26 protein-coding genes are annotated in these 20,547 nt (G+C 40.7%); 1 reads left to right on the top strand and 25 read right to left on the bottom strand.

Translation table 11 applies throughout. The annotated features are described in order from the left end of the window. From ACFX4X_RS04090 to ACFX4X_RS04030, 13 genes are all read right to left on the bottom strand, one after another. The gene (locus tag ACFX4X_RS04090) at positions 1 to 414 is read right to left on the bottom strand and encodes a hypothetical protein (protein WP_377381816.1); all 414 of its coding nucleotides are present in this window, start codon (positions 412 to 414) and stop codon (positions 1 to 3) included. After that, positions 411 to 1,085, bottom strand: a complete 675-nt coding sequence (locus ACFX4X_RS04085; RefSeq protein WP_377381813.1) for a hypothetical protein — start codon at positions 1,083 to 1,085, stop codon at positions 411 to 413. The genes ACFX4X_RS04090 and ACFX4X_RS04085 overlap by 4 nt, the downstream gene beginning before the upstream one ends. Positions 1,086 to 1,468: 383 nt before the next feature. Then, positions 1,469 to 1,750 (bottom strand): hypothetical protein, encoded by a 282-nt coding sequence (locus ACFX4X_RS04080; protein WP_377381810.1) that lies wholly within the window; start codon positions 1,748 to 1,750, stop codon positions 1,469 to 1,471. Next, on the bottom strand, positions 1,734 to 2,639 hold the full coding sequence (locus tag ACFX4X_RS04075; protein ID WP_377381807.1) for a hypothetical protein: 906 nt from the start codon (positions 2,637 to 2,639) through the stop codon (positions 1,734 to 1,736). Before ACFX4X_RS04075 ends, ACFX4X_RS04080 begins: the two co-directional genes overlap by 17 nt. Positions 2,640 to 3,052: 413 nt before the next feature. After that, positions 3,053 to 3,223 carry a hypothetical protein gene (locus ACFX4X_RS04070; protein WP_377381804.1) on the bottom strand — a complete coding sequence of 57 codons (171 nt, stop codon included), beginning with the start codon at positions 3,221 to 3,223 and terminating at the stop codon, positions 3,053 to 3,055. Between the two features lie 122 nt (positions 3,224 to 3,345). Beyond that, a complete protein-coding gene (locus ACFX4X_RS04065; protein WP_377381801.1) occupies positions 3,346 to 3,564 on the bottom strand; it encodes a hypothetical protein in 219 nt (72 codons plus the stop codon). Positions 3,565 to 3,648: 84 nt separating this feature from the next. Then, on the bottom strand, positions 3,649 to 3,861 hold the full coding sequence (locus ACFX4X_RS04060) for a helix-turn-helix transcriptional regulator (RefSeq protein ID WP_377381798.1): 213 nt from the start codon (positions 3,859 to 3,861) through the stop codon (positions 3,649 to 3,651). Between the two features lie 88 nt (positions 3,862 to 3,949). Continuing rightward, the gene (locus ACFX4X_RS04055) at positions 3,950 to 4,816 is read right to left on the bottom strand and encodes a hypothetical protein (protein WP_377381796.1); all 867 of its coding nucleotides are present in this window, start codon (positions 4,814 to 4,816) and stop codon (positions 3,950 to 3,952) included. A gap of 227 nt (positions 4,817 to 5,043) precedes the next feature. Continuing rightward, positions 5,044 to 5,481: a helix-turn-helix domain-containing protein gene (locus ACFX4X_RS04050; RefSeq protein WP_377381793.1), complete on the bottom strand. Its 438-nt coding sequence runs from the start codon at positions 5,479 to 5,481 to the stop codon at positions 5,044 to 5,046. A gap of 61 nt (positions 5,482 to 5,542) precedes the next feature. After that, positions 5,543 to 5,827, bottom strand: a complete 285-nt coding sequence (locus ACFX4X_RS04045; RefSeq protein WP_377381790.1) for a hypothetical protein — start codon at positions 5,825 to 5,827, stop codon at positions 5,543 to 5,545. A 698-nt stretch (positions 5,828 to 6,525) separates the two neighbouring features. Further along, on the bottom strand, positions 6,526 to 6,783 hold the full coding sequence (locus ACFX4X_RS04040; RefSeq protein WP_377381788.1) for a hypothetical protein: 258 nt from the start codon (positions 6,781 to 6,783) through the stop codon (positions 6,526 to 6,528). Between the two features lie 70 nt (positions 6,784 to 6,853). Next, complete coding sequence (locus ACFX4X_RS04035; protein ID WP_377381785.1) at positions 6,854 to 7,147, bottom strand: hypothetical protein; 294 nt, start codon at positions 7,145 to 7,147, stop codon at positions 6,854 to 6,856. After that, positions 7,144 to 7,383 (bottom strand): hypothetical protein, encoded by a 240-nt coding sequence (locus tag ACFX4X_RS04030; protein WP_377381783.1) that lies wholly within the window; start codon positions 7,381 to 7,383, stop codon positions 7,144 to 7,146. The genes ACFX4X_RS04035 and ACFX4X_RS04030 overlap by 4 nt, the downstream gene beginning before the upstream one ends. Before the next feature lie 186 nt (positions 7,384 to 7,569). Between ACFX4X_RS04030 and ACFX4X_RS04025 the strand changes: the two genes are divergently transcribed. Continuing rightward, positions 7,570 to 7,821: an XRE family transcriptional regulator gene (locus ACFX4X_RS04025; RefSeq protein ID WP_377381780.1), complete on the top strand. Its 252-nt coding sequence runs from the start codon at positions 7,570 to 7,572 to the stop codon at positions 7,819 to 7,821. Between the two features lie 185 nt (positions 7,822 to 8,006). On the opposite strand, the gene ACFX4X_RS04020 is transcribed toward ACFX4X_RS04025, so the two are convergent. From ACFX4X_RS04020 to ACFX4X_RS03965, 12 genes are all read right to left on the bottom strand, one after another. Further along, positions 8,007 to 8,402, bottom strand: a complete 396-nt coding sequence (locus ACFX4X_RS04020; RefSeq protein ID WP_377381777.1) for a hypothetical protein — start codon at positions 8,400 to 8,402, stop codon at positions 8,007 to 8,009. 319 nt (positions 8,403 to 8,721) lie between these two features. Further along, the gene (locus ACFX4X_RS04015) at positions 8,722 to 9,363 is read right to left on the bottom strand and encodes a hypothetical protein (protein ID WP_377381774.1); all 642 of its coding nucleotides are present in this window, start codon (positions 9,361 to 9,363) and stop codon (positions 8,722 to 8,724) included. Beyond that, positions 9,350 to 10,324 carry an FtsK/SpoIIIE domain-containing protein gene (locus tag ACFX4X_RS04010; RefSeq protein ID WP_377381772.1) on the bottom strand — a complete coding sequence of 325 codons (975 nt, stop codon included), beginning with the start codon at positions 10,322 to 10,324 and terminating at the stop codon, positions 9,350 to 9,352. Before ACFX4X_RS04010 ends, ACFX4X_RS04015 begins: the two co-directional genes overlap by 14 nt. Positions 10,325 to 10,525: 201 nt before the next feature. Then, entirely contained in the window at positions 10,526 to 10,849 is a 324-nt protein-coding gene (locus tag ACFX4X_RS04005; RefSeq protein ID WP_377381769.1) for a hypothetical protein, read from the bottom strand. Positions 10,850 to 11,184: 335 nt separating this feature from the next. Next, positions 11,185 to 11,388 carry a helix-turn-helix transcriptional regulator gene (locus tag ACFX4X_RS04000; protein ID WP_377381766.1) on the bottom strand — a complete coding sequence of 68 codons (204 nt, stop codon included), beginning with the start codon at positions 11,386 to 11,388 and terminating at the stop codon, positions 11,185 to 11,187. 208 nt (positions 11,389 to 11,596) lie between these two features. Then, the gene (gene spo0A / locus ACFX4X_RS03995; RefSeq protein ID WP_061463989.1) at positions 11,597 to 12,388 is read right to left on the bottom strand and encodes a sporulation transcription factor Spo0A; all 792 of its coding nucleotides are present in this window, start codon (positions 12,386 to 12,388) and stop codon (positions 11,597 to 11,599) included. 319 nt (positions 12,389 to 12,707) lie between these two features. Continuing rightward, positions 12,708 to 14,000, bottom strand: coding sequence for a SpoIVB peptidase (spoIVB, locus tag ACFX4X_RS03990; protein ID WP_061463990.1), 1,293 nt, complete (start codon positions 13,998 to 14,000; stop codon positions 12,708 to 12,710). A gap of 163 nt (positions 14,001 to 14,163) precedes the next feature. Next, positions 14,164 to 15,879 carry a DNA repair protein RecN gene (gene recN, locus ACFX4X_RS03985; RefSeq protein WP_284470249.1) on the bottom strand — a complete coding sequence of 572 codons (1,716 nt, stop codon included), beginning with the start codon at positions 15,877 to 15,879 and terminating at the stop codon, positions 14,164 to 14,166. Between the two features lie 22 nt (positions 15,880 to 15,901). Next, positions 15,902 to 16,351, bottom strand: a complete 450-nt coding sequence (ahrC, locus tag ACFX4X_RS03980) for a transcriptional regulator AhrC/ArgR (RefSeq protein WP_061144401.1) — start codon at positions 16,349 to 16,351, stop codon at positions 15,902 to 15,904. 327 nt (positions 16,352 to 16,678) lie between these two features. Beyond that, positions 16,679 to 17,506 (bottom strand): TlyA family RNA methyltransferase, encoded by an 828-nt coding sequence (locus tag ACFX4X_RS03975; RefSeq protein WP_061463992.1) that lies wholly within the window; start codon positions 17,504 to 17,506, stop codon positions 16,679 to 16,681. 4 nt (positions 17,507 to 17,510) lie between these two features. Then, positions 17,511 to 19,403, bottom strand: coding sequence for a 1-deoxy-D-xylulose-5-phosphate synthase (gene dxs, locus ACFX4X_RS03970; protein ID WP_061466140.1), 1,893 nt, complete (start codon positions 19,401 to 19,403; stop codon positions 17,511 to 17,513). A 250-nt stretch (positions 19,404 to 19,653) separates the two neighbouring features. Beyond that, positions 19,654 to 20,547: a polyprenyl synthetase family protein gene (locus tag ACFX4X_RS03965; RefSeq protein ID WP_284470247.1), complete on the bottom strand. Its 894-nt coding sequence runs from the start codon at positions 20,545 to 20,547 to the stop codon at positions 19,654 to 19,656.

The raw sequence follows: 20,547 nt of genomic DNA, 5'->3' as shown, positions 1-20,547 counted from the left end.
TCATTCTTTAGCAGCGCCCTGTTTTTCACCAGTAAGAAAACCCATAGTGCCAGTCATACCTGCAGTAATTATAGGCCCTATTACCACCCAAACATCTTTTGAAATATCAGGCTTTACGATAAAAATAGTACAACCAAAAAGAGCTAATAATATACTAATTATTCCAACTATATAAAGGACTATAGATTTGTTTTTCGATTCCCCTTCAATACGCTTTGCTTCTGCTTCAGCAAGTTTCACTTCACCTGTGGCTTTTATTTGAGCCGCAGTTTGAGGTTTATTATTTGCAATATACTGCTTGAGGAACGCCTCCTGTATTACAGTATTTGTTGCTGAACTAGGCTCCATTGAGGGTGCAGTTGTAGAACTCGAACTTGAAGTGGAGCTTGAGGAAGTCGACGTTTCAATGGTCATAATACCAACTCCGAAATGCCAGAAAGCTTAAAATTATCCTCTCTTGATTTTATCACCGACAACATATCTTCCTTTTGCAAAGATACAACTGGAATATTATTCATATCTCTTTGGATAACAATACCATACTGCTCTGGACCGTTATTTTCACTAACGCTACCTTTGCTTATTTCAACAACATCATTAAAAGATAAATCATTACTCTCAAACCTTTTGTTAAATCTTAAGTTAATCTCTTCTAACTCCCCTAGATCGTCTTTGAAATATTTTGATTGTATTACTTTAGCAGGATCATTTCGTTTGTAAAAATATCTTCCTATAAAACCAAACCTAATAATATTCTTCGAACCAAAAACGACGTTAGAAAATAAGCGTATTTTTGAGATGAAATTTTCAAAAATAACAGAAGCAGAATCACCCGAATTAATACAATTCATCACGAAATCTATCCTATTTTTAGCAATATTACAAACGTAAAGACCATTTGAACTTTGCATAGTAACACTAGGAATTTCAGGCGGAGCATCTGCAGGTATCGGAAGTATAGTCGGCATCTGATCAAATACACCATCTAGTGCTTCATCGATTTTATTTATGAATTTATCTGGGCGATTATCCATCTCCTCAAAAAACAGAGCGAACTGCAGTTGAATTAACTTTTCTTTTGACATTATGTATACTCCCTTTACTAATTTCATTAGATGAAGTATACAACATTTGGACAATTTATTAAATAAATATCCAAGTCATAAGATAATAAATAAATATTATAATAAATGGAGGTAATAAAATTGAACAAATAAAATAAATAGTTTTTTTATTAATCAATATAAATCCCTCCTTATAAAAATGATATTTGTTAAATCAAGAAAAAATGCTTTATTCAGTAGATGCTTCTTCGACTGTATATCCTTTTTCCTCCTACATCTGTCTATATGCAGTTGGGTTATATATAATAAAAAGACGCCCGCGGGAAACGGACGCCAATCTCAGGAGATTATTTCGTCCCTCTACGTTAGTCATGACCAGAACTAGGTTCATCTCGGGAGCGATACTATCTTGCGTCTAAATCCTCGCTACTTATGAAATACCACCCAACCGTATAGCCTGCGATAATTTCTAACTTGTTGAACTGCAAAGTAAGTTCGTTGAAAACTTCCCGATCTTTTAAGGTAAACGTCTCTACGGTATTGTGGTCCGTATAGATTTTGAAGGTAAGCGATCCGCCCGAACAGCCGACAACTAAGCCGACTTGATACTTCGGGAAGGTAACAGTCTTATTTCCTTTACCATTTCCACCCCGTTGGGGCTCGATTCTATTACCGCGTGGCCTCATCGTTAGCACCTCCGTCATTGTTATGTCTTGTTTGAGCGAGTAATTCTGAAATTCTCCGTTGAATATCCATATAGCGTTGGGCCTCCGGATCAACTTCAACGACTTTTTCGGCTTTTTCCTCTTTCTTATCGGCTACCAGCGCCGGAGACTCTAATCCCTTACTTTCATAATAGGCTTCCGGATCTTGATAAAAACGAGTTGCTTCCCTTGAAAACACTTCATCTATGAGACTAAATTCGGGATTTAACGAAGGATTGTCGCCTGGCATTACAAGAGTGAATAATCGATTGTTCATGTTAGAATCGGCAGCCTCGATGATGCTCTCAGCTTCAATGACTTCTTCCGGTGTAAATTCTGTCTGTACCCGTTTATATAGCTGAGTTAGTTCGCTCTTGAATCCATCCGCGTTACTAGTGTCACTGAATTTCCCAGCGATTTCGTGGAAACTCTCTAACAGCAACGTTGCCGTTCCTGCGTCATTTAGATTATCTACAAAACTGGCGATTTCTTTCATAGATGCTTTCGTATCTAACATTGAAATTTTGAACTTTAATTCCGACAACGCTCGGCTAAACTTCAATTTAGTTGCATCGTCCGGGTAAACTACATTTGATTCAATGACACCTTTTGCAATCGTTTTGGCTTCTTGTAGGTTCCTCTGATATTCTTGTTTTCTTAGGCTTACTTTTCGCATAAATATTTCAGTTTGTTCCTTTTTAAGTTCTGCTATCTTTTCAGCCTTGCCTGTTGGCGAAAGACTTTTGTCACCTTTGATTTTCTTAATCATGTCACGAATAGGAAGTGCCTCTGCCTTAAGAAATCTTGATTTGTTATCTCTAATTTCATGTGCCTTTTGAATTGAAGTTAAAGCTTTTTCGATGTTTGTCATATTAATAGTCCCCTTTTTAGTTTTATTGAATTGCGTCTTTTATCCGTCTACTCTTACGCGGAACCGGTCTCTTTTCAACGTTTCCACGAAATCATACAACTTCCCGCGGACTGAACTCGAAGAGAGCGATTCCCAGCTGTAAATCAAACATGTTTTACTTCGAATAGTCTCGCCTGTCTCATCGCTAACCGCGTCAAAACGAACATTAGTATTTACCGAACCGAACTCCGTAGTTGCTGTCCTTTTAACCGTAACGCTAGGCGGTTGATTTGGTTCTGGCTCGGGCTTTGGAACTGGTCGTGATACTATCATTTGTGGTTGCGTCAGCTCTTTAAACGGCTCTAAATTTCCGCTATAGATCATATGACGTACCCGCAGGCTTTGCAGTACTTTAAGAAAATCGACATACTAAGTCATCCTTTCGTTATTTCAATAATTTTTTGTTCATAGTCGGCAATCCTCCGGTGCTGCTTCTCGATAAAAGCGATGTCTGGCTCCGTTCCTGCTATCGCGTCCAGTACCGCTTGTCCTTCGATCCTTGCTTTAGCATTAGCGATCAATTCAAGGTAATCCTCTGCCTGCATCCTGACCCCTCCGTTTTAAGTGCGTATATGGTACGCTTTTCAATGAAATAGCTTCTATTTACGGTCTTCAAATTGATTCCGAGGGTGTTTATACCTTCTGGCATCCAAGGCCCTAAAAACACCTATTTTGATACGTTTACGCCGAGCAAGTGAATAGCACTGCGTTTCCTTGCTGACGGAACTTTATATTGAATTCCTACGATTTCGCCGTTCTTGGAATAGTCAGCGAAAGGAATAAAGTCAGGATAGGAACGCTGGATTTTCTGAGTAGTGCGTTTGTCTTCCGTGTAAGCCATGAGCCAATCGGAACTTACCCGCCATATTTCATTGTTTTTATTCATCGCATCGCTTGACATCCCTTCGTGAATTGACTTATAATTATAATGGATAATATTATGCATTTTCACTAAATGTTTTTAAAAAAATTAATCTAGCTTACTAATCCTTTCGTAAAACTCCAGAAATTCAGGGGTAATATCGAAACTCTTCGCTACTTTTGTTTTCATTCCATATGTGATCTGGCGTTTCCCAGCTTCAATCATCACAATATTACTCTCCGAAACATCCAGAAGCTCTGCAAAACTTTTTTGACTGTGTCCATGAAAACTCCGCAACGCTTTAAACATTTTATTATTCATTACTTTCCACCTCTTTCCTTACAAAATATCCAAATAATAATTGGGCACGTCTGCCCTTCTATAATAATTGGCGCCGTTAGGGTGGTTTTTAGCTTGATTTATCAGCTATTATTACGATTTTTTCATGTTCTTTTGGAATGTTTTGCTTCTCTTTTTTCTCTTTCGTATCTCCTAAAATATATTCGTAAGCATAAGTCGGCAGGAACGTCCCAGTCTTCTTAAAACGAGTTTCTGCGTTTTCCTGACCCTTCTTACATTCATCGCAGCAATATTCCGTATTGGTTGACCGTGCTTTAAGTCCGGTCCAATTAAACCTAGCGCTTTTATAATGATCCTTCGCAATCGGATAATAATTATCACAGGCGTAATATTTACAACGTCTCCATTTCCGTCTTTCTTTCCGATATTCCTCAGGTGTTATATAATTCTCCGGGGCGTCCAGCCGTTTCATTAAGTCGTCGTATAAATCCCTCAGATTATAATCGTTTCGCTCAACATACTCATATTCCATGCGTTGCCACTCGGCTCGCGTACGACTTGCTACAGCTTCCATATGAGCGGTACGAATCAAATACTCTGCGTTAAAGTCTAATAAGTTACCGGCAGCCTCTAACGTATAAAGCGGGGCTCTTTTTAAACGATCGTCAGGCACGTTTGCGTAAGCCTGTAAGCCTTCGTATTTCTTTGCCGGGAATTCCTTCGATGTTACGTATTTGCTAGTGTTCCGCATTCTGTCCGGCGCTTTACCCGTCTCTTCAACGTAGGCCTCGATCGCTCTGTCCACTGATTCTGCAACGACTTCGCACCGCGCTTTCATTTCTTCGGATCCAGTCCCCTTTGCCGGTGCAAATCCGTAAGCCGAGCGGAGTTTTAGCATCGTGGCGTTTAGCTCTATTTTGGCCTGAGCCTCCGATATTGCCGATTTAATTATTTGATTTGTCGATACACTTGCCATCATTACTCCTCCTTTGTAACGCGGTTAATTAGGTGTACGCGTTATCTCTTTGTTGTTCTGTTGAACTTTCTCTTTTACGAATAAATACTAATAAATAACACCCCTTGGCGTTCCTACGTTAGTAGGGGCGCAATCTTTTAGGTCTAATTAATAGGTCTAGTTATTAGTTCTAGTTCACACCTAACTGAGCCATTCTGTACCCTAGATAATTAGGTGTACTTAGTTTATTACCCCGTGTACTTAGCACGCCATTGCCTTATTCGCTCCTTACTGGCAGCCTTCCGTTCTTCATATCGTTTCGTAGTCAATTGATAAGATTCCAGTGCCAGCGGAAACTCCAGGAAAAATTCTTCTTCACTTAGCGGAACAAGCGGAATGTAGTAACCCTTTTCCGGGAAGTCGATTAAGCCGGCCTCCTTTAGGTCGTCCAGATGCTTACTAGTAGTGTCCGGAGCTTTGCCGTATTTTACAGCCAACGTTTCGACGGCTGGCCATGCGTAGCCCTCTTTTGGATTGTAATAATCGATAATCAACGCATATAAAAATAACTTATCGGCGCTCATCCTTTCGTGAAAAATGTAGTGCTGTGCATCGCTTGGCAACGGGATGAAAAATCTATCGCCAAAAGTCGGATCAAGCTTATCAAAAACCTTTCTTTTTTCCATTTTGATTCCTCCTTTGGATATTTTTAAAAGCCCAGCCGAAGCCGGGCAATTAATCAAAAATCTAGTTCTTAAAATCAATAAACACTTCAGGAAATGCAAAATCGTAACAACTGCAAGTTCCCATTAAAATCACTGCCTGTTTCTGTTCTAAGTCCCAAAAATCAACCTCACTATCAACGAATAATTGCATCAATTCATCCTCATTCAGCTCTTTAGCTACTGGAGGGAACTCCGGATTTTCATAAATTAACTTTGTCGGTGAACCATTTTCCATTACGAGAAATGCGTTACCAGCCCCTTTGTATTGATCTTCTACTTGCGTGTTTATTAGTTTGATATGATCCATTAAAATCTCTCCCTTTTAATTTATTTACCTTTCTGCCATTACATATAAAGCCGCGGTAATGAATGGTTTTGGACACTTTCGCCGTAAATTTTAAGGCGCTTACCCTATAATAGGCATGAGAACCTAAAACCGCGCACCCCTTCCTCTTCATGTATGTCACATGACTTTCCGTTTTCGGACACTTTTTCTACGAGAAACTTGTTTCTTAATCTGTATGTCGCGTGAGCAATTGAATCCGCGCACCTTTTCGGAAAATAATCTATCCCTACTATTAATGCCGCCCGACTTCCAGCTTCCGCGCACTTTCTTGCGCCTTAATATGTTTGACGCATGACTTTCCGTTTTCGGACACTTTCTTACCATATATGACGCATGAGTTGGCGGAATCGCGCATGTTTAAAATTCGTCCTTACTATAAAATAGGCGCGACTTTTCCTTTTCGGACATTTTTCCGCTAAGTTTTTTCCTCCTAGCCTATATTAAGAACGAGAATCGAAAACCGCGCACTTCGGAATATCACAATACGATACAGATGCCGTTTCAACTTCGCGCACTCATTAAAAAAACGGCTCACAGGTCAGCCTATTACCCACGAACCGTCCGCAATGGCACCCGATACAACCTCACCCGTTGCCGCGGTTATGAGGCTCCATCGGATGTCACCGTTTTATAGGGCGGCGCCAAACCGCCCGGATTAATTAACCTACAATTAAATCGATTAGAAACTCATTTTTGCAAGAATTACTCGTGCCCCTTAAATAGTCTCGATCATCAATATCTAAATTAATAATATAATGGTTAGGATTTTCGGTAGGGGTACACGCATAAATTTCGACGCCCTCTTCTACGACTAAGACTCTATTTTCTTCCAGCAAGACGCCAGTCATGTTGTCACTTGTAAAAGATTTATTTTCGAATATGAACTGTACCATTACTTTTCGTTTTAAATAATTCATGTGTTATAATCCCCTTTAGATATAGTTTTTTGTTTCGGCTCGTTAGGTATTGCAGTACCTTGCGGGCTTTTTACTTTAAAAATATTTGTACAACCTCTAGTACACTTGCGCCTATAAACCACTCAACATCGATTTTCTCCGGACCATTCTGCATACTCAACTCAAATCGCTTAGCTGTTGCCAAGTCTACAATCGGATTGCCTTCCGGAGTCCATTCCGTAATTTCCCTGAATACATAATCACGATCCTCGTAGATGGAAAGTGCCAACGATGAATTAATCACATGTACGGGTTCCGTCATTGTTTCACCGAATTCAGGATCGTCGGAGCAGTTAAAGTATGCGTTAGCTTTTACGATAGTCATGCAATCTCCTCCTTACTTATTCGACCATACAAGTGCTCAATTTCTACGTCCAGCAGTTCTCCGTAGCAATAACGCTGCTTTGCGCCAAGTTCCGGAATGTACTGCTTGATTTCTTCCGGTGAAAGTGTGACGAAGTGCGTCGTACCTTCTAAGTATAGGTTCCAGTGGCCGACTATCGTCTTCTTTCCGTGGACACTGACTGTTTTAGACTCTTCCCCGTTAATCCATTGAATCACTTTGTTTCCTCCCTGTTTTCGTTTTGAAGTTTTACTCTTGTAGTTTATCTCCTGACTTAATAATATTACTCCTGTAGTTAAACGTCAACAGTTATTTTAGTTTTTATTAAATAAGAGTTACACTTTTGGAGTTTAACGTTTATACTACTATTAAGAGCTGAATATTAAAGGAGTGAGGGTACTGTTATGGCAATTCGATTTGGTTTGAATGAGATACTAGGGGAAATTAAGGAAACAAGAAATAAGATTGCAGTAGAAGCGAAGGTTAGACCGGCTACGATTTACGATATGGCTGAGGGAAAAACAAAGCGAATAGAACTATCTACAATAGAAAGTATCTTAGACGTAATCAATGAGCTGGCCAGAAATGTAGAAGGACTAAATAAGACATATACAATCGATGATATCTTTAAATACAGCAAAAAGGATGCGGAATAAACCCGACATCCTTTTTTTATGGCTCTGTTAAAGTATGTTGTTGATTTTATTGATGAACTAACGGAGCAGAATAGTTTAATTAAAAGTCAACGGGTGATTAGCGGTTTGGGTGAACATTCCAAATGTCGGATTTCTAAGAAACCGTATATTGGAATAAGGTCACTTTCTGATTTAGAACGGTGGAACTACCGGTGTCCAGAATAAGGATGCTGCGGGACTTCAGAGCCATAACCCCATTTCCCCATGAATTTTTTTCCATTTTCATAAAAATCCAAATAAATTCCGCCGCTACTTTGTGATTGGGAGGTGGATCGAGTCCATGTTCCAATTAAACGATTTCCCGCTGATAATTTTCCTACGATTTTACCTATATCACTCTGGCTCATTGAAGGGTCACGGTAATATCCTTCAACATTATTAGTAGGAGTAGGGCTAAAATTACCAGAGTCATCATAATAAGTAAATTGTAAACGTCCGCCATCGTCTGTAAGCCATAATCCACCAATATCCAACTGTTGACGAACAAAATTTCGTTGATAAGGGTGGAGATATGACTCATAATTAGTGTTATTTTTATCCATTGACAAGGAACCTCCTTTAGTGAAATGTTAACAGTATATTCTAGACTATGCTTATGACCTAAATAGGAGTTTGTCTAATTTGTTAGTCATTTACTTATTTTAAGGACGGATATACCGAAACCCTCAGCAGTATGAAAAACAAGCAAAAAAAGAGAAGTTCACAAAGTGACATAAAAACCTTATGTTACCCTCTCTTGTTTTAAGGGAGGTTTTTTACAGACTATCTTGTTCAACTAACAGGTGCGTTAGCTCTATGATGGACTAAAGAAGACCACAATAAGTGGTCTCTTTTATTTGTTCAAACATTACAAGCCTATTTTTATTTAACAACGATCCGCACTCCACATTCGCTAGGCTTACTAACTGGCGCGCTTTTCAGCGATGCTACAAACTCCGTAAACGATTCACTCTGGAACACTTTGAAGGGGTAATCTTCGTCGATTGCATAACGCTGATCCGAAAGGATAAGGACGTGCGGGAACGGTTTTTCGATAAATCCACTTTCGTATAACTGGACATAGCGCTCGAGCTTTTCGTCCATTTGCTTCGTGCTATAAACTGTTTTCTGTACCTCGATAAAAAACGGAGTCTTCCTGAAACGTGCGCTGATATCCGGCTCGCAGCATCCGTCCTTTTTCTTCCCGTATTTTGGTTCTACGAGAAACGATTCCAGTTCGCCAAGCTTCAGTATTTCTTTATAAACGTTTAGGATCGCGAGGAAGTGTCCGATTTTCTGGCTTTGTTGTTTCATTTGGACATTAGGACCGAAATAGCAATACGGAATAAAAGCGGTCGAGCGCTGTATCTCTCCGTCCCTAAGTAACCGCAGCAAGACGTTATTCGCCGCATCCTTGGGACTCTTTAAGCCTGCGAAGAATAGCTCCGCGATGCTATCACGATCCATAACGCGGAATTTATCGAGCGCTTTAATTATCACCCTATCTCGTTTAGTCAACGACATCGTTAAACACGTCCTTTTCGGTTAATTCCTTTATGACCGGTTCCTCTGGCGTAACTTCTTTGACGGGACCCTTCGCAATCGTGAACGGATTAAGAAGTTCCTTCGCCTTTTTAATCGTAATATACGGCGCCTGCACCTCGTAAAGTTTATCGCTGTTCATTATAAATCGGCCACTCGTTTCGATGGCTTCCGCCCCTGGCGTATTGACTATCCGCGACTCGATAACATCGCGCAGTTTAAAGCCCATACTGACGGTCAGATTCGCACGAATAGTCGTGTCCAACACCTTGGCGTTTGGCCTTTGCATGGATAATATGGCGAATACTCCAAGCGTCCGACCAATAGCCACTAATTCCGTAAGGATTTCCATTACCTCTTCGTTTTTACGCAGCATAACGAATTCATCGATACATACGACCAAGTAAGGTCTGCGGTGCTCAGCTGGAAGGTCGTCGACGTGACCAACTTCGAATATTTCCGTTAAGTCGCTCCTTTCGTCGAGCTCCTTTTTAATGCCGCGTAACATTTTCCCAATATCCTTGGCGCTACTCAATACGCATTGAACATGCTCAACTTTGCGGAATATATGGAACTCCGACTTCTTACAATCGCCGAGGTATAACTCTAGTTCCGAGGGTTTTTTAGTGAGGATAAGCGTCGTTAATATAGAACGTAGTTGAGTGGATTTACCGGAGCCAGTTTCGCCAGCAATCAAGATGTGCGGCTGCTTTAATAAGTCGAATGCGTTATACTGCCCGTTTCGGTCCTTCCCGCAGATAATTCCGAGGGTAAAAGGCGAAACAGCTTCGCGTACACCTTCGACTTTGTACGGTAGCTCTTTCAGCATTGATGTCGCATAAATGGTCAAAACGTATTTCTTTAAATCGCCTTCAAGGGAAATTGACCTGCCAAAGTGCTGGCGGAAGACATACTCCTTCTTTTTTACCTCCTTCGGATCCATGCCGTTGAGCAAAGTAAAAGTATATCGGAGCGTCTTATTTACTTTGTCGAGGTGTATGGCGTGTATCTGCGGAAATATGGTGCGCTCAGTTCCGCCCTTACTTTTATACGTCTTATGCAATTCGGCACTCCGAAACGCTTTGATTAATTCTGCTTTGGCTTTCGATTTATAAAGAAATTCTCGAATCATTATTCCGCCCCCTTATAGCGATAGTAAAAACCATCCGATGGAACTGAATCCGCCAATCGTAAAAGCTAACCTCGTCACCGTTTCGATAGCCCATGCAAGCTCCTCACGGCCCGAACTGGCCGCGTATGTTTCTAAGAAATGCGATAGCATACCGATAGCAAATACGCCCAATACGACTGCATATATGCCGGCTACATCTGGCGATAAAAAGCTACTAACCGTTATGGACGGCATGAAACCGTACACGCTCGAATTTATGATGCGATTCGACTTCCCATATGTCCCCGCCATGAATTCCCTAAAGTCGATTACTTCTATTTGCTGTTTTCTAAACATTTCGCTCATCTCCGTTTATTTGAATTGTCTGTATAGTTTCTACCCTCCCCCGCACCCCCTCCCAACTCTCTCCCTCCGGTCCTTCCTTAACAGGTTTCCGAATCCCTATTACACCGGCTTTATTGCTCGTATAAGTCCACTTATCTAACTGAGTTGAATCTGTTACGGAATTGAAAATTAAAACAGCCTGTGTTATGACGCAACCGTTTTTCAACTGTGTTGAAATGCTCATAGTAGAGTGTATGGGAGTGCGCCCATAAAGTTGCCTGACCTAACAAAAATTTAAACGGAGTCGGCAAGTCGAAAGCATAAAAAAAACGCCCAACAAATGGACGTCATGATTCTTCCCTATAAAATATTTCGTTTACCGTCATTCCGAGCCTTTCGCTAATGAGTATGGCATTGTCGAGCGTAGGTTCGCGGGCTTCCTTTTCGTAACGGTTATACTGATGTACGCTTAGCCCTATAAATGCGGCAAATTCCGTTTGGGTCATACGATGATCATGACGTAATTCTTTCAATCGATTACGGATGGACATAGTTACCAACCCCTTACGCGAAAATAATAGCCGCCTTGTTTGGACGACTACGGAATTTTCCTATATACTGACTCGTAGAGATGCCGAGTTTATCCGCTCAATGCGATCAGCTTTATTGGTATTCCACCGCAAAGTTTTTCGGAATTGGCGATAAATTCACGATAAAATTCCCGTCCAAATTACCGTCAAATCAACGTTACTACCCCTGTCAAGATGCTTTATGCTCGAGACGGAGCTTATCGGCCACCATAGCAATGAATTCGGAATTTGTAGGTTTTGCCTTAGTCATGCTGACGGTATAACCGAAAAGGGATGAAATGGATTCTATATTGCCACGGCTCCAAGCCACTTCAATCGCATGTCGGATAGCACGTTCCACACGGCTTGCTGTAGTATTGTACTTTTTTGCAATATCCGGATATAAAACTTTGGTGATCGATCCCAATAGTTCAATATCATTATATACCATGGATATGGCTTCCCTTAAATACAAATAGCCCTTGATATGTGCAGGCACTCCAATTTCGTGAATGATGCTTGTGATGCTGGCATCGAGGTTTTTAGGCTTGGGTTCATTTTGGGGACGATAGCTAAACTGACTATGATTTTTTAAAACCGCCTGCCCTTTACCGCTTACCTGACGAATATGATTGGCTAGATTTTCCATATCAAAAGGTTTTAGGATAAAGTAAGACGCGCCCAAATCAACTGCTTTTTTCGTGACATCTTCTTGACCAAAGGCAGTAAGCATAATTACATTAGGCATAGCACCCCGTTTTAACTCACGAAGTTTTTCAAGTACACCTAACCCATCTAAATGAGGCATGATAATATCGAGGATCAATATATCCGGATCAACGCTTTCAAGCATCCCCAGGCAATCTTGACCGTTATGTGCCACCCCAATTACTTCCATGTCTTCCTGTGCAGAAATGTATTCTTCCAGAAGGCCAACAAGTTCTCTATTATCATCTACAACGCACACCTTAATTTTTTTCACGCTTGATTTCCTCCTCAACTACAATTGGTCTTTTTTTCTATATGACTAAATTCTATTGTAATTGAACTTTTCGACAATGGAAACTAAATTCCTTTTATTTTTGAAAAAATATAAGGAATTCAATATTATTCTCCGGATATCTCTTGTTTTCGACTTCGTTTGCTATTCGAATGAACCGATTGTCGAAAAATCTTCATTTCGTTTTCATTTTATCACATCGTTTTAAAAAAACATCTATTTTTTGAAGAAATCATATTTAATTCCTACCCATGACCTGCGTTTTATAAAAAAAGGGCATCCAAAAGGATACCCGGTTTCATTAGCTTGCCTTTTCATAATTATCTTTGTCATATATATTTATACCGGCTTCGTTTAACATCCATTCGATATGAACTCCATACCCACTTGTAGGATCATTAACAAATACATGGGTGACTGCACCGATTAATTTCCCATTTTGTATGATGGGACTGCCGCTCATTCCCTGAACGATCCCACCCGTTTTTTGAAGCAATTCTTTATCCGTCACTTTTAAGACCATTCCTTTAATCGCAGGAAACTTCTGTGGTATTGAACTGACGATTTCCACATCGAATTCCTCTACTTTGGAACCATCCACCACCGTCAGGATTTTAGCTGGTCCTTCCTTTACCTCATGGGAAAGGGTGATGGGGAGCGCCTTGTCATTTATCCCATTTTTAAAATCTTGATTTAATTTCCCAAAGATCCCAAAGGGACTATTGCGATTGATATTTCCTATTTTTTCTTTATTAGAAGAAAAGCGTGCCAATTTTTCTCCCGGATCACCATTGCTTCCCTTTTCGATGGACGTGACAGTCGATTGAACGATCTGTCCGTCCTTTACAACAATCGGCTTTTTTGTATCCATATCGGAAATGACATGTCCCAATGCCCCATATTTTTTCGAGTCCGGGTGATAAAACGTCATCGTTCCGATGCCGGCTGCTGAATCACGGATATACAAACCTAATTTGTAAGTTCCTTCATTCTTATCTTTCAAAGGTAAAAGGGTACTATGAAGCACTTTATTCTCTCGGTTAATGACCAAATTCAACGCCTGACCCTTTTCACCTGCCTGTTGAACAAAAGGGGTTACATCCCCCATCTTCTTTATCGTCTGACCATTGATTTCTGTAATAATATCACCTATTTCAATTTTCGCTTTTTCTCCTGGTGATTTTTTTCCCTGCGCAGTATCAATAAGATGATGACCTACTACGAGCACCCCAAGAGTATTAAGCTTCACTCCAATGGATTGGCCTCCAGGCATGACTTTAAAGTCTTTTATCACTCTAATGTCGACCTTTTTGGCAGGCAGGCCTGCTACATCGAGTAACACTTCATTCGTCCCTGGTTTCTCAGCACCAAGCGTAATTGAAGTTTGCTCATCATGAAGCGAAATCCCATCACTGGATCCCGAAGCTTTTGCAGAAACAGGCAATGATTTGGAAATACTATATTGACTTCCTTCAAATAGTACAAGATGATTTGGAATTAAAAAATATTCACGAGATGGCTGGTATAACCCTAATGTTAATAGCGAAACAAGGAGAATTCCACCGATGATTCTGTTTATCCATACAAATTTCAATCCATTCACTCTCCTCGCTCTCTGAAACTTTATGGCTACACCTTTAATTTAGCCCTCAGGACAGTCATTTATAACAGGTACACAAAATAAAAGCTATCCGTTTTTGGATAGCTTTACAATGAATGCTTATGATAAAAGTTTAAATAATCTTCTTACTGGCCCATCAAGATGTAATCTTTAGCCTTTTGGCCAGCTGAATTAATTCATTGGCATGCTGCTTCGTCAAATCCGTAATCTCGACTCCTGAAATCATCCTGCCGATTTCTTTTATTTTTTCAGTTTCAATTAGAGGCTTTACCGAGGTATTCGTACGTCCAGCCCTTACATTTTTCGCTATGAAAAGGTGGGTATCCGCCATAGCTGCCACCTGTGGTAAATGGGATATGCACAGCACTTGAGACCCCGTTGCCACTTTATAGATCTTTTCAGCAATCGATTGTGCAACCCGTCCGCTCACACCCGTGTCCACTTCATCAAATATAATCGACGTTATGCCTTGGTGCTTTGAAAAAATGCTTTTCAAAGCCAGCATGATCCTCGACAGCTCTCCACCCGATGCAATTTTAGAAAGGGGTTTTAACGGTTCCCCCGGATTGGTGGAAATATAAAATTCCATCGAATCCAGCCCCGATTGATTAATGCCCCTATCTGATAACTCATCGAAAGTATAAGCCGTTTGAAGGAAATGGGGTTCGAAAATTGTCTTTTCCATGTATAAATCTTTTAATTCCTGATGGATCTTTTTGGTTAACTGCTGAGCGAATGTCTGACGAAGGTCAGACAAATTCTTTGCTTCAACAATTAAATCAGCCTTTATTGATTTCATTTCCTTTTCAAGCTTTGCTATGTGTGTTTCCCTATTTTGCAGTTTTTCGACTTCTTCTTCTATGCCTGCACCATATTCCAGGATTTCCTCGATGGACCGCCCGTATTTACGTTTTAATTGATTTATTTCATTTAGGCGACTTTCAATGAATTCAACACGTTCTGTATCAAAATCCAAAGAGTCTAATTGATCTCGGATGTTCGATACGGCCTCTTCAAGAAGGAAGTAACTATTTGATACGGTCTCGGAGCTGTTTTTTAAACCTTCATCAAGCCCTGCCGCCTCTTCCAGGTTATTCATGGCTACGGAAAGCCAATCAATTGCATGCTGCTCACCATTTAAAGCATTATAACTCGTTTGCAGCGCTTCATGAATTTTTTCGAAATTATTAATTTTCTTCCGCTCTTCCATCAATTCTTCATCTTCGCGAAGTTTTAAATCAGCTTTTTGGATTTCATCGAATTGAAATTGGATCAAGTCAAGGCGATGGACCATTTGCTGTTCATTTTGACTCAAACTATTTAATTGTTTAGAAGCGGTTTCATAACGTTTATATAGCTTTTGGTATTCCGTGAGTGCCGATGCGATTTTTTCTCCGCCGAATTGATCCAGCAGAGGAAGGTGGAGCCGTTCATCCATTAATTCCTGATGTTCATGCTGACCATGAATATCTATCAATGTCCGTCCTATCTCGCGTAAAATGGCAATCGTTACAAGTTTTCCATTTACCCTGCAAACGCTTTTGCCGCTCAGTGAAATATCCCTACGAAGAATGGCCATACCGTCATTCATATCCAGGCCAAACTCCTCTGCCTTGGCAAAGACCGGGTGTTTCTCATCTTCAATTTGAAATAATCCTTCTATTTCGGCCTTCGACTCACCATGCCGTATGAACTCGGCAGAACCACGTCCTCCAACCAAAAGGTGAACGGCATCTATAATAATTGATTTCCCTGCCCCTGTTTCTCCGGTCAAGACAGTCAAGCCTTTCTCAAATGAAACGGACAGGCTGTCTATGATCGCAAAATTCCTAATCGATAGTTCTGTTAACAAACTAGGTCACCTCACAAAATTATTAGAGCATGTCCAAGAATTTGCCGGAAATGATCTTTGCATCTTCCTCAGAACGGCAGATAATTAAACAAGTGTCATCGCCGCCGATCGTCCCGAGTATTTCTTGCCAATTTAAATTATCAATCAATGCACAGATTGCCTGGGCATTACCCGGGAGCATCTTCATTACCAGTAAATTATTGGCTGCGTCAATGCGTACAAAAGCATCAACCAGGATTCTCTTTAATTTTTGCAGTGGATTGAAACGTTGATCGGCTGGCAGGCTATATTTATACCTTCCATCAGTTAAAGGGACCTTAACAAGGTGAAGCTCTTTAATATCCCTTGAAACAGTGGCCTGAGTTACATTGTATCCAGCTAATTTCAGTTCTTCAACTAGCTCATCCTGGGTTTCTATATCATTATTCGTTATAATGTCCCTTATTTTTATATGTCGTTGTCCTTTATTCATAAGTAGAAGCACCTCTTCTCAACTGTTGCTCATTTAATGGAGTATCACTTTTATATCATACTTAAGCAAGCTGCCCAAAATGGGATTGTTTCAAGTATCATCCGTACGTGCAAATAGACCGCTTTCTAAAGTGGCTAATATTAATGTTATCGGATTTTTATGCAATTGTACAACTTTTTCTCTAAAAAGCATAACAACTCTATTTTTTGTTCATACCTATTTTATGTATTCCCCTTAAATGATTCAAGTGCATTACAGGACCATTTAAAATTAAAAAGCTCCTTTTAGCCAACCATCCAGCCAAAGGAGCCATACAAAAAGTTCTAGCTATTCTTTTTTAAATTGGGCATGGGCTTCCCTAACGATGTCATCAACCGTTTTCGAAAGCAATATCGCTCCATCGTCTTTTGACCCTTGCCAGTATAAATGAAGTAAAAATTCAATATTTCCATCACCGCCGGTAATCGGTGAGAAAGAAGCATCCTTAATATCGTAGCCTTCCTTTTTTGCAAAAGAAATGATCTTATCCAACACTTGTTTATGGATTTTGGGATCACGAACAATCCCCTTTTTACCCACTTGATCCTTCCCAGCTTCGAATTGCGGTTTAACTAAAGCAACGACGTCGCTATCCGGAACGAGGAGCGTCTTTAACACCGGTAAAATTAACGTTAGCGAGATGAAAGAAACATCAATGCTTGCAAAGTTTGGCATCTCCCCATCGAGATCGGCGGGTGTAACATAACGGAAGTTCGTCCGTTCCATTACTTTTACCCGTTCATCCTGCCTAAGCTTCCATGCAAGTTGATTATAGCCTACATCAAGTGCATAAGACATTGTGGCTCCATTTTGCAGGGCACAATCGGTGAACCCTCCAGTTGATGATCCGATATCAAGCAGGATTTTTCCGTTCATTTGTAAATCGAATTCCTTTAAGGCCTTTTCAAGTTTAAGTCCGCCTCTTGAAACGTAAGGCATTACTTTTCCTTTGATCGTAAATTCAAGATCGACCGGCACTTTTTCACCCGGTTTTTCGTACCTCTCTTCATTCGCGTAGACAAGACCAGCCATAACCATACGCTTCGCTTTTTCACGTGTATCGGCCAAACCTTGTTCTACAAGTAATATATCTACTCTTTCTTTCATCACTTTCATATTGTCAGGCCCTTTTTTCTTTTTTTGGTGTTATCATTTTAATCTTTTTGATCGCTGTCTCTGTCGTTAAACCAATTTCTTCAAGAAGTTCATCGACACTGCCATGTTCAATGAAATAATCAGGTATTCCCATTCGATCTATAATTGCCCCATAAAAACCTTGATCATGAGCATATTCAAGTACAGAACTACCAAAACCACCTTGTAGAACCGCTTCTTCTATAGTCAAGATAGGCATTTTTTCACCAAGAAGACTGCTTAGCATGTTCTCATCCAAAGGCTTAATGAAACGGGCATTGATCACCTTAACTGAATAATCCTCTTTCTCAAGCAGTTCTGCAGCTTTAAGAGCCATGGGGATGGTTGTACCGAACGTTAAGATGGCAGCATCCGTTCCTTCTTTAAGAACTTCCCACGTACCGATTGGAATCTGCTGTAAGTCAGTATCCATTTCAACTCCCGAACCATTCCCACGAGGGAAACGCATAGCGATCGGACCATCATTATAGCTTAAGGCCGTATTGACCATATGTTGGCCTTCGTTTTCATCTTTCGGCATCATCAACACCATATTTGGAATGTGGCGTAAGAAAGCAATATCGAAAACCCCTTGATGTGTTTCACCATCGGAACCAACCAATCCGGCACGATCGATCCCTATGAATACGTTTAGATTCTGTCGGCAGATATCATGGACCACCTGATCATAAGCCCTTTGCAGGAAGGTTGAATAAATAGCCAGGAATGGTTTCATTTTTTGCGTTGCCAATCCAGCTGCAAAAGTTGCTGCATGCTGCTCGGCAATCCCTACATCATAGAAACGTTCTGGGAACTCTCGGGAAAACCCCACCAATTTCGAACCTACAGGCATTGCAGGTGTAATCGCGACAATCCGTTCATCTTCACGAGCGAGCCTGCTGACAGTATCGCTTACGAGGGCACTCCAAGCAGGAGCTTTACTAGTGGATTTCACGAAATCGCCTGTCTCGATCTTGTATGGGCCTGTCCCATGCCAATTTCCTGTTGTATCCAACTCGGCAGGTGAATAACCCTTGCCTTTTTTCGTGATGACATGTAGCAGTACGGGTCCTTTCGTTTTCTTGGCATATCTTAAATTCTCCAGCAATTCTTCATAATTATGACCATCAACTGGTCCAAGGTATGTGAACCCGAGTTCTTCAAAAAAGATTCCTGAGACCAATAAGTACTTCATGCTATCCTTCAAGCGTTCAGCGGTAGCCGCAAGTTTACCACCGACTGCAGGAATTTTTTTCAAAAGCAATTCCAATTCATCTTTTGCCCAGTTATATTTACCTGCTGTCCGCAATCTTCCCAATATCGTGTGTAAAGCACCTACGTTAGGGGCTATCGACATTTCATTATCATTCAGGATAACGATCATGTCCTTTTTTTCATCACCGATATGATTCAAAGCTTCAAGCGCCATTCCGCCTGTTAGGGCCCCGTCCCCGATGACAGGTAAAATAAAACTTTTTTCACCTTTGATATCACGGGCAGCCGCCATTCCCATTGCAGCTGAAAGAGAAGTCGAACTGTGACCGGTTTCCCAAACATCATGAGGGCTTTCAATCATTTTAGGAAAGCCGCAAAGACCTTTATATTTCTTTAAGGTATTGAACTCTCCAGCTCTGCCAGTCAGGATTTTATGGACATAGGATTGGTGACCGACATCCCATAAAATTTTATCGTTCGGACTGTCGAATTCTTTATGCAAGGCTATAGTCAACTCGACTACACCTAAATTGGGACCAATATGCCCACCGGTCACCGATAATTTTTCCACAAGAAATTTTCGTATTTCCATACTTAACTCAACTAGTTCTTCATTATTCATATTCTTCAAAAAAGAAGGGTCTTTTATAGATAGAAGATCCAAACAGGACCACTCACTTTCTGTCATTTTCGGTTGTAAGCAAAAACAAAGCCTCATAAAAGAGGTCTATATGGAAGACTTGACCGAAAAATTGGTTTTAAGTTAAAAAATAGCCGCCAACACCCAGGTGATTTCGGCGGCTTAATATACCTATTTATCACGTATCTCAATTAAAAATCCCATTTGGGTTTTCACATATTTTTGCACAATGAGTATACCATAAAACCTCATTTGATAACAAATTTAGCCACAATCAATGGTTACGGTTCGCTATTAAATCAGTTAGATCATTCAACAGACCCGTTTGTAATGTTGTTTTTCCTAAAGCGGCATGAGCAAGTTCAATATGATGTTCCAACTTTTCCTTTGCCCCTTGAAGAGTAAGTAAAGAGGGGTATGTGCTTTTGTGATTTCCCACATCACTGCCAACCGGCTTGCCGATCAACTCTACTGATCCTTCAATATCCAGAATATCATCCCGAATCTGAAAAGCAAGCCCCAGATGGTATGCAAAGTCACGTAAATGCAGTCGCTGTTCTTCATTCGCCCCGGCCAATATAGCTCCGGAAAGGATGCTAGCAGTCAATAATTTCCCTGTTTTATGTTCATGGATATACTCCAATTCCTGGAGCGTCAACTGTTTATTTTCACCTTCCATATCGGCAACTTGACCGCCAACCATCCCTTCGGCTCCGGCGGACCTGGCAATTTCACATACAAGGTTCAGCTTCATTTCAGCCGTCACCTCGGGATCGATCATTTCCGTCACCAATTGAAAACTATATGTAAGGAGGGCATCACCTGCCAGTACTGCTACCGCCTCACCGAATACTTTATGGTTCGTCGGTTTTCCCCGGCGAAGATCATCATCATCCATCGCTGGGAGATCATCATGGATCAATGAATATGTATGTATCATTTCAATGGCAGCGGCTGCAGGTATTCCCATCCTCAAGTTTTTCCCAAAGGCCTCTAGAACCGCAAAGACCAATAAAGGGCGAATCCGTTTACCGCCTGCTTCCAATGAATAGATCATGGATTCTTTGACCACAGCCGGAGCTTTCAACTTATTGACATATTCAACGATTTCTCTTTCTATAATCGCCTTATATTCTTTAGAAAACATATCAAAGGACGCCGTACCCAT

The sequence above is a fragment of the Peribacillus sp. YIM B13481 genome, from assembly GCF_042787985.1.
GTDB classification, from domain to species: Bacteria; Bacillota; Bacilli; order Bacillales; family DSM-1321; genus Peribacillus; species Peribacillus simplex_A.
This window is presented reverse-complemented; position numbering and strand designations above follow the sequence as displayed.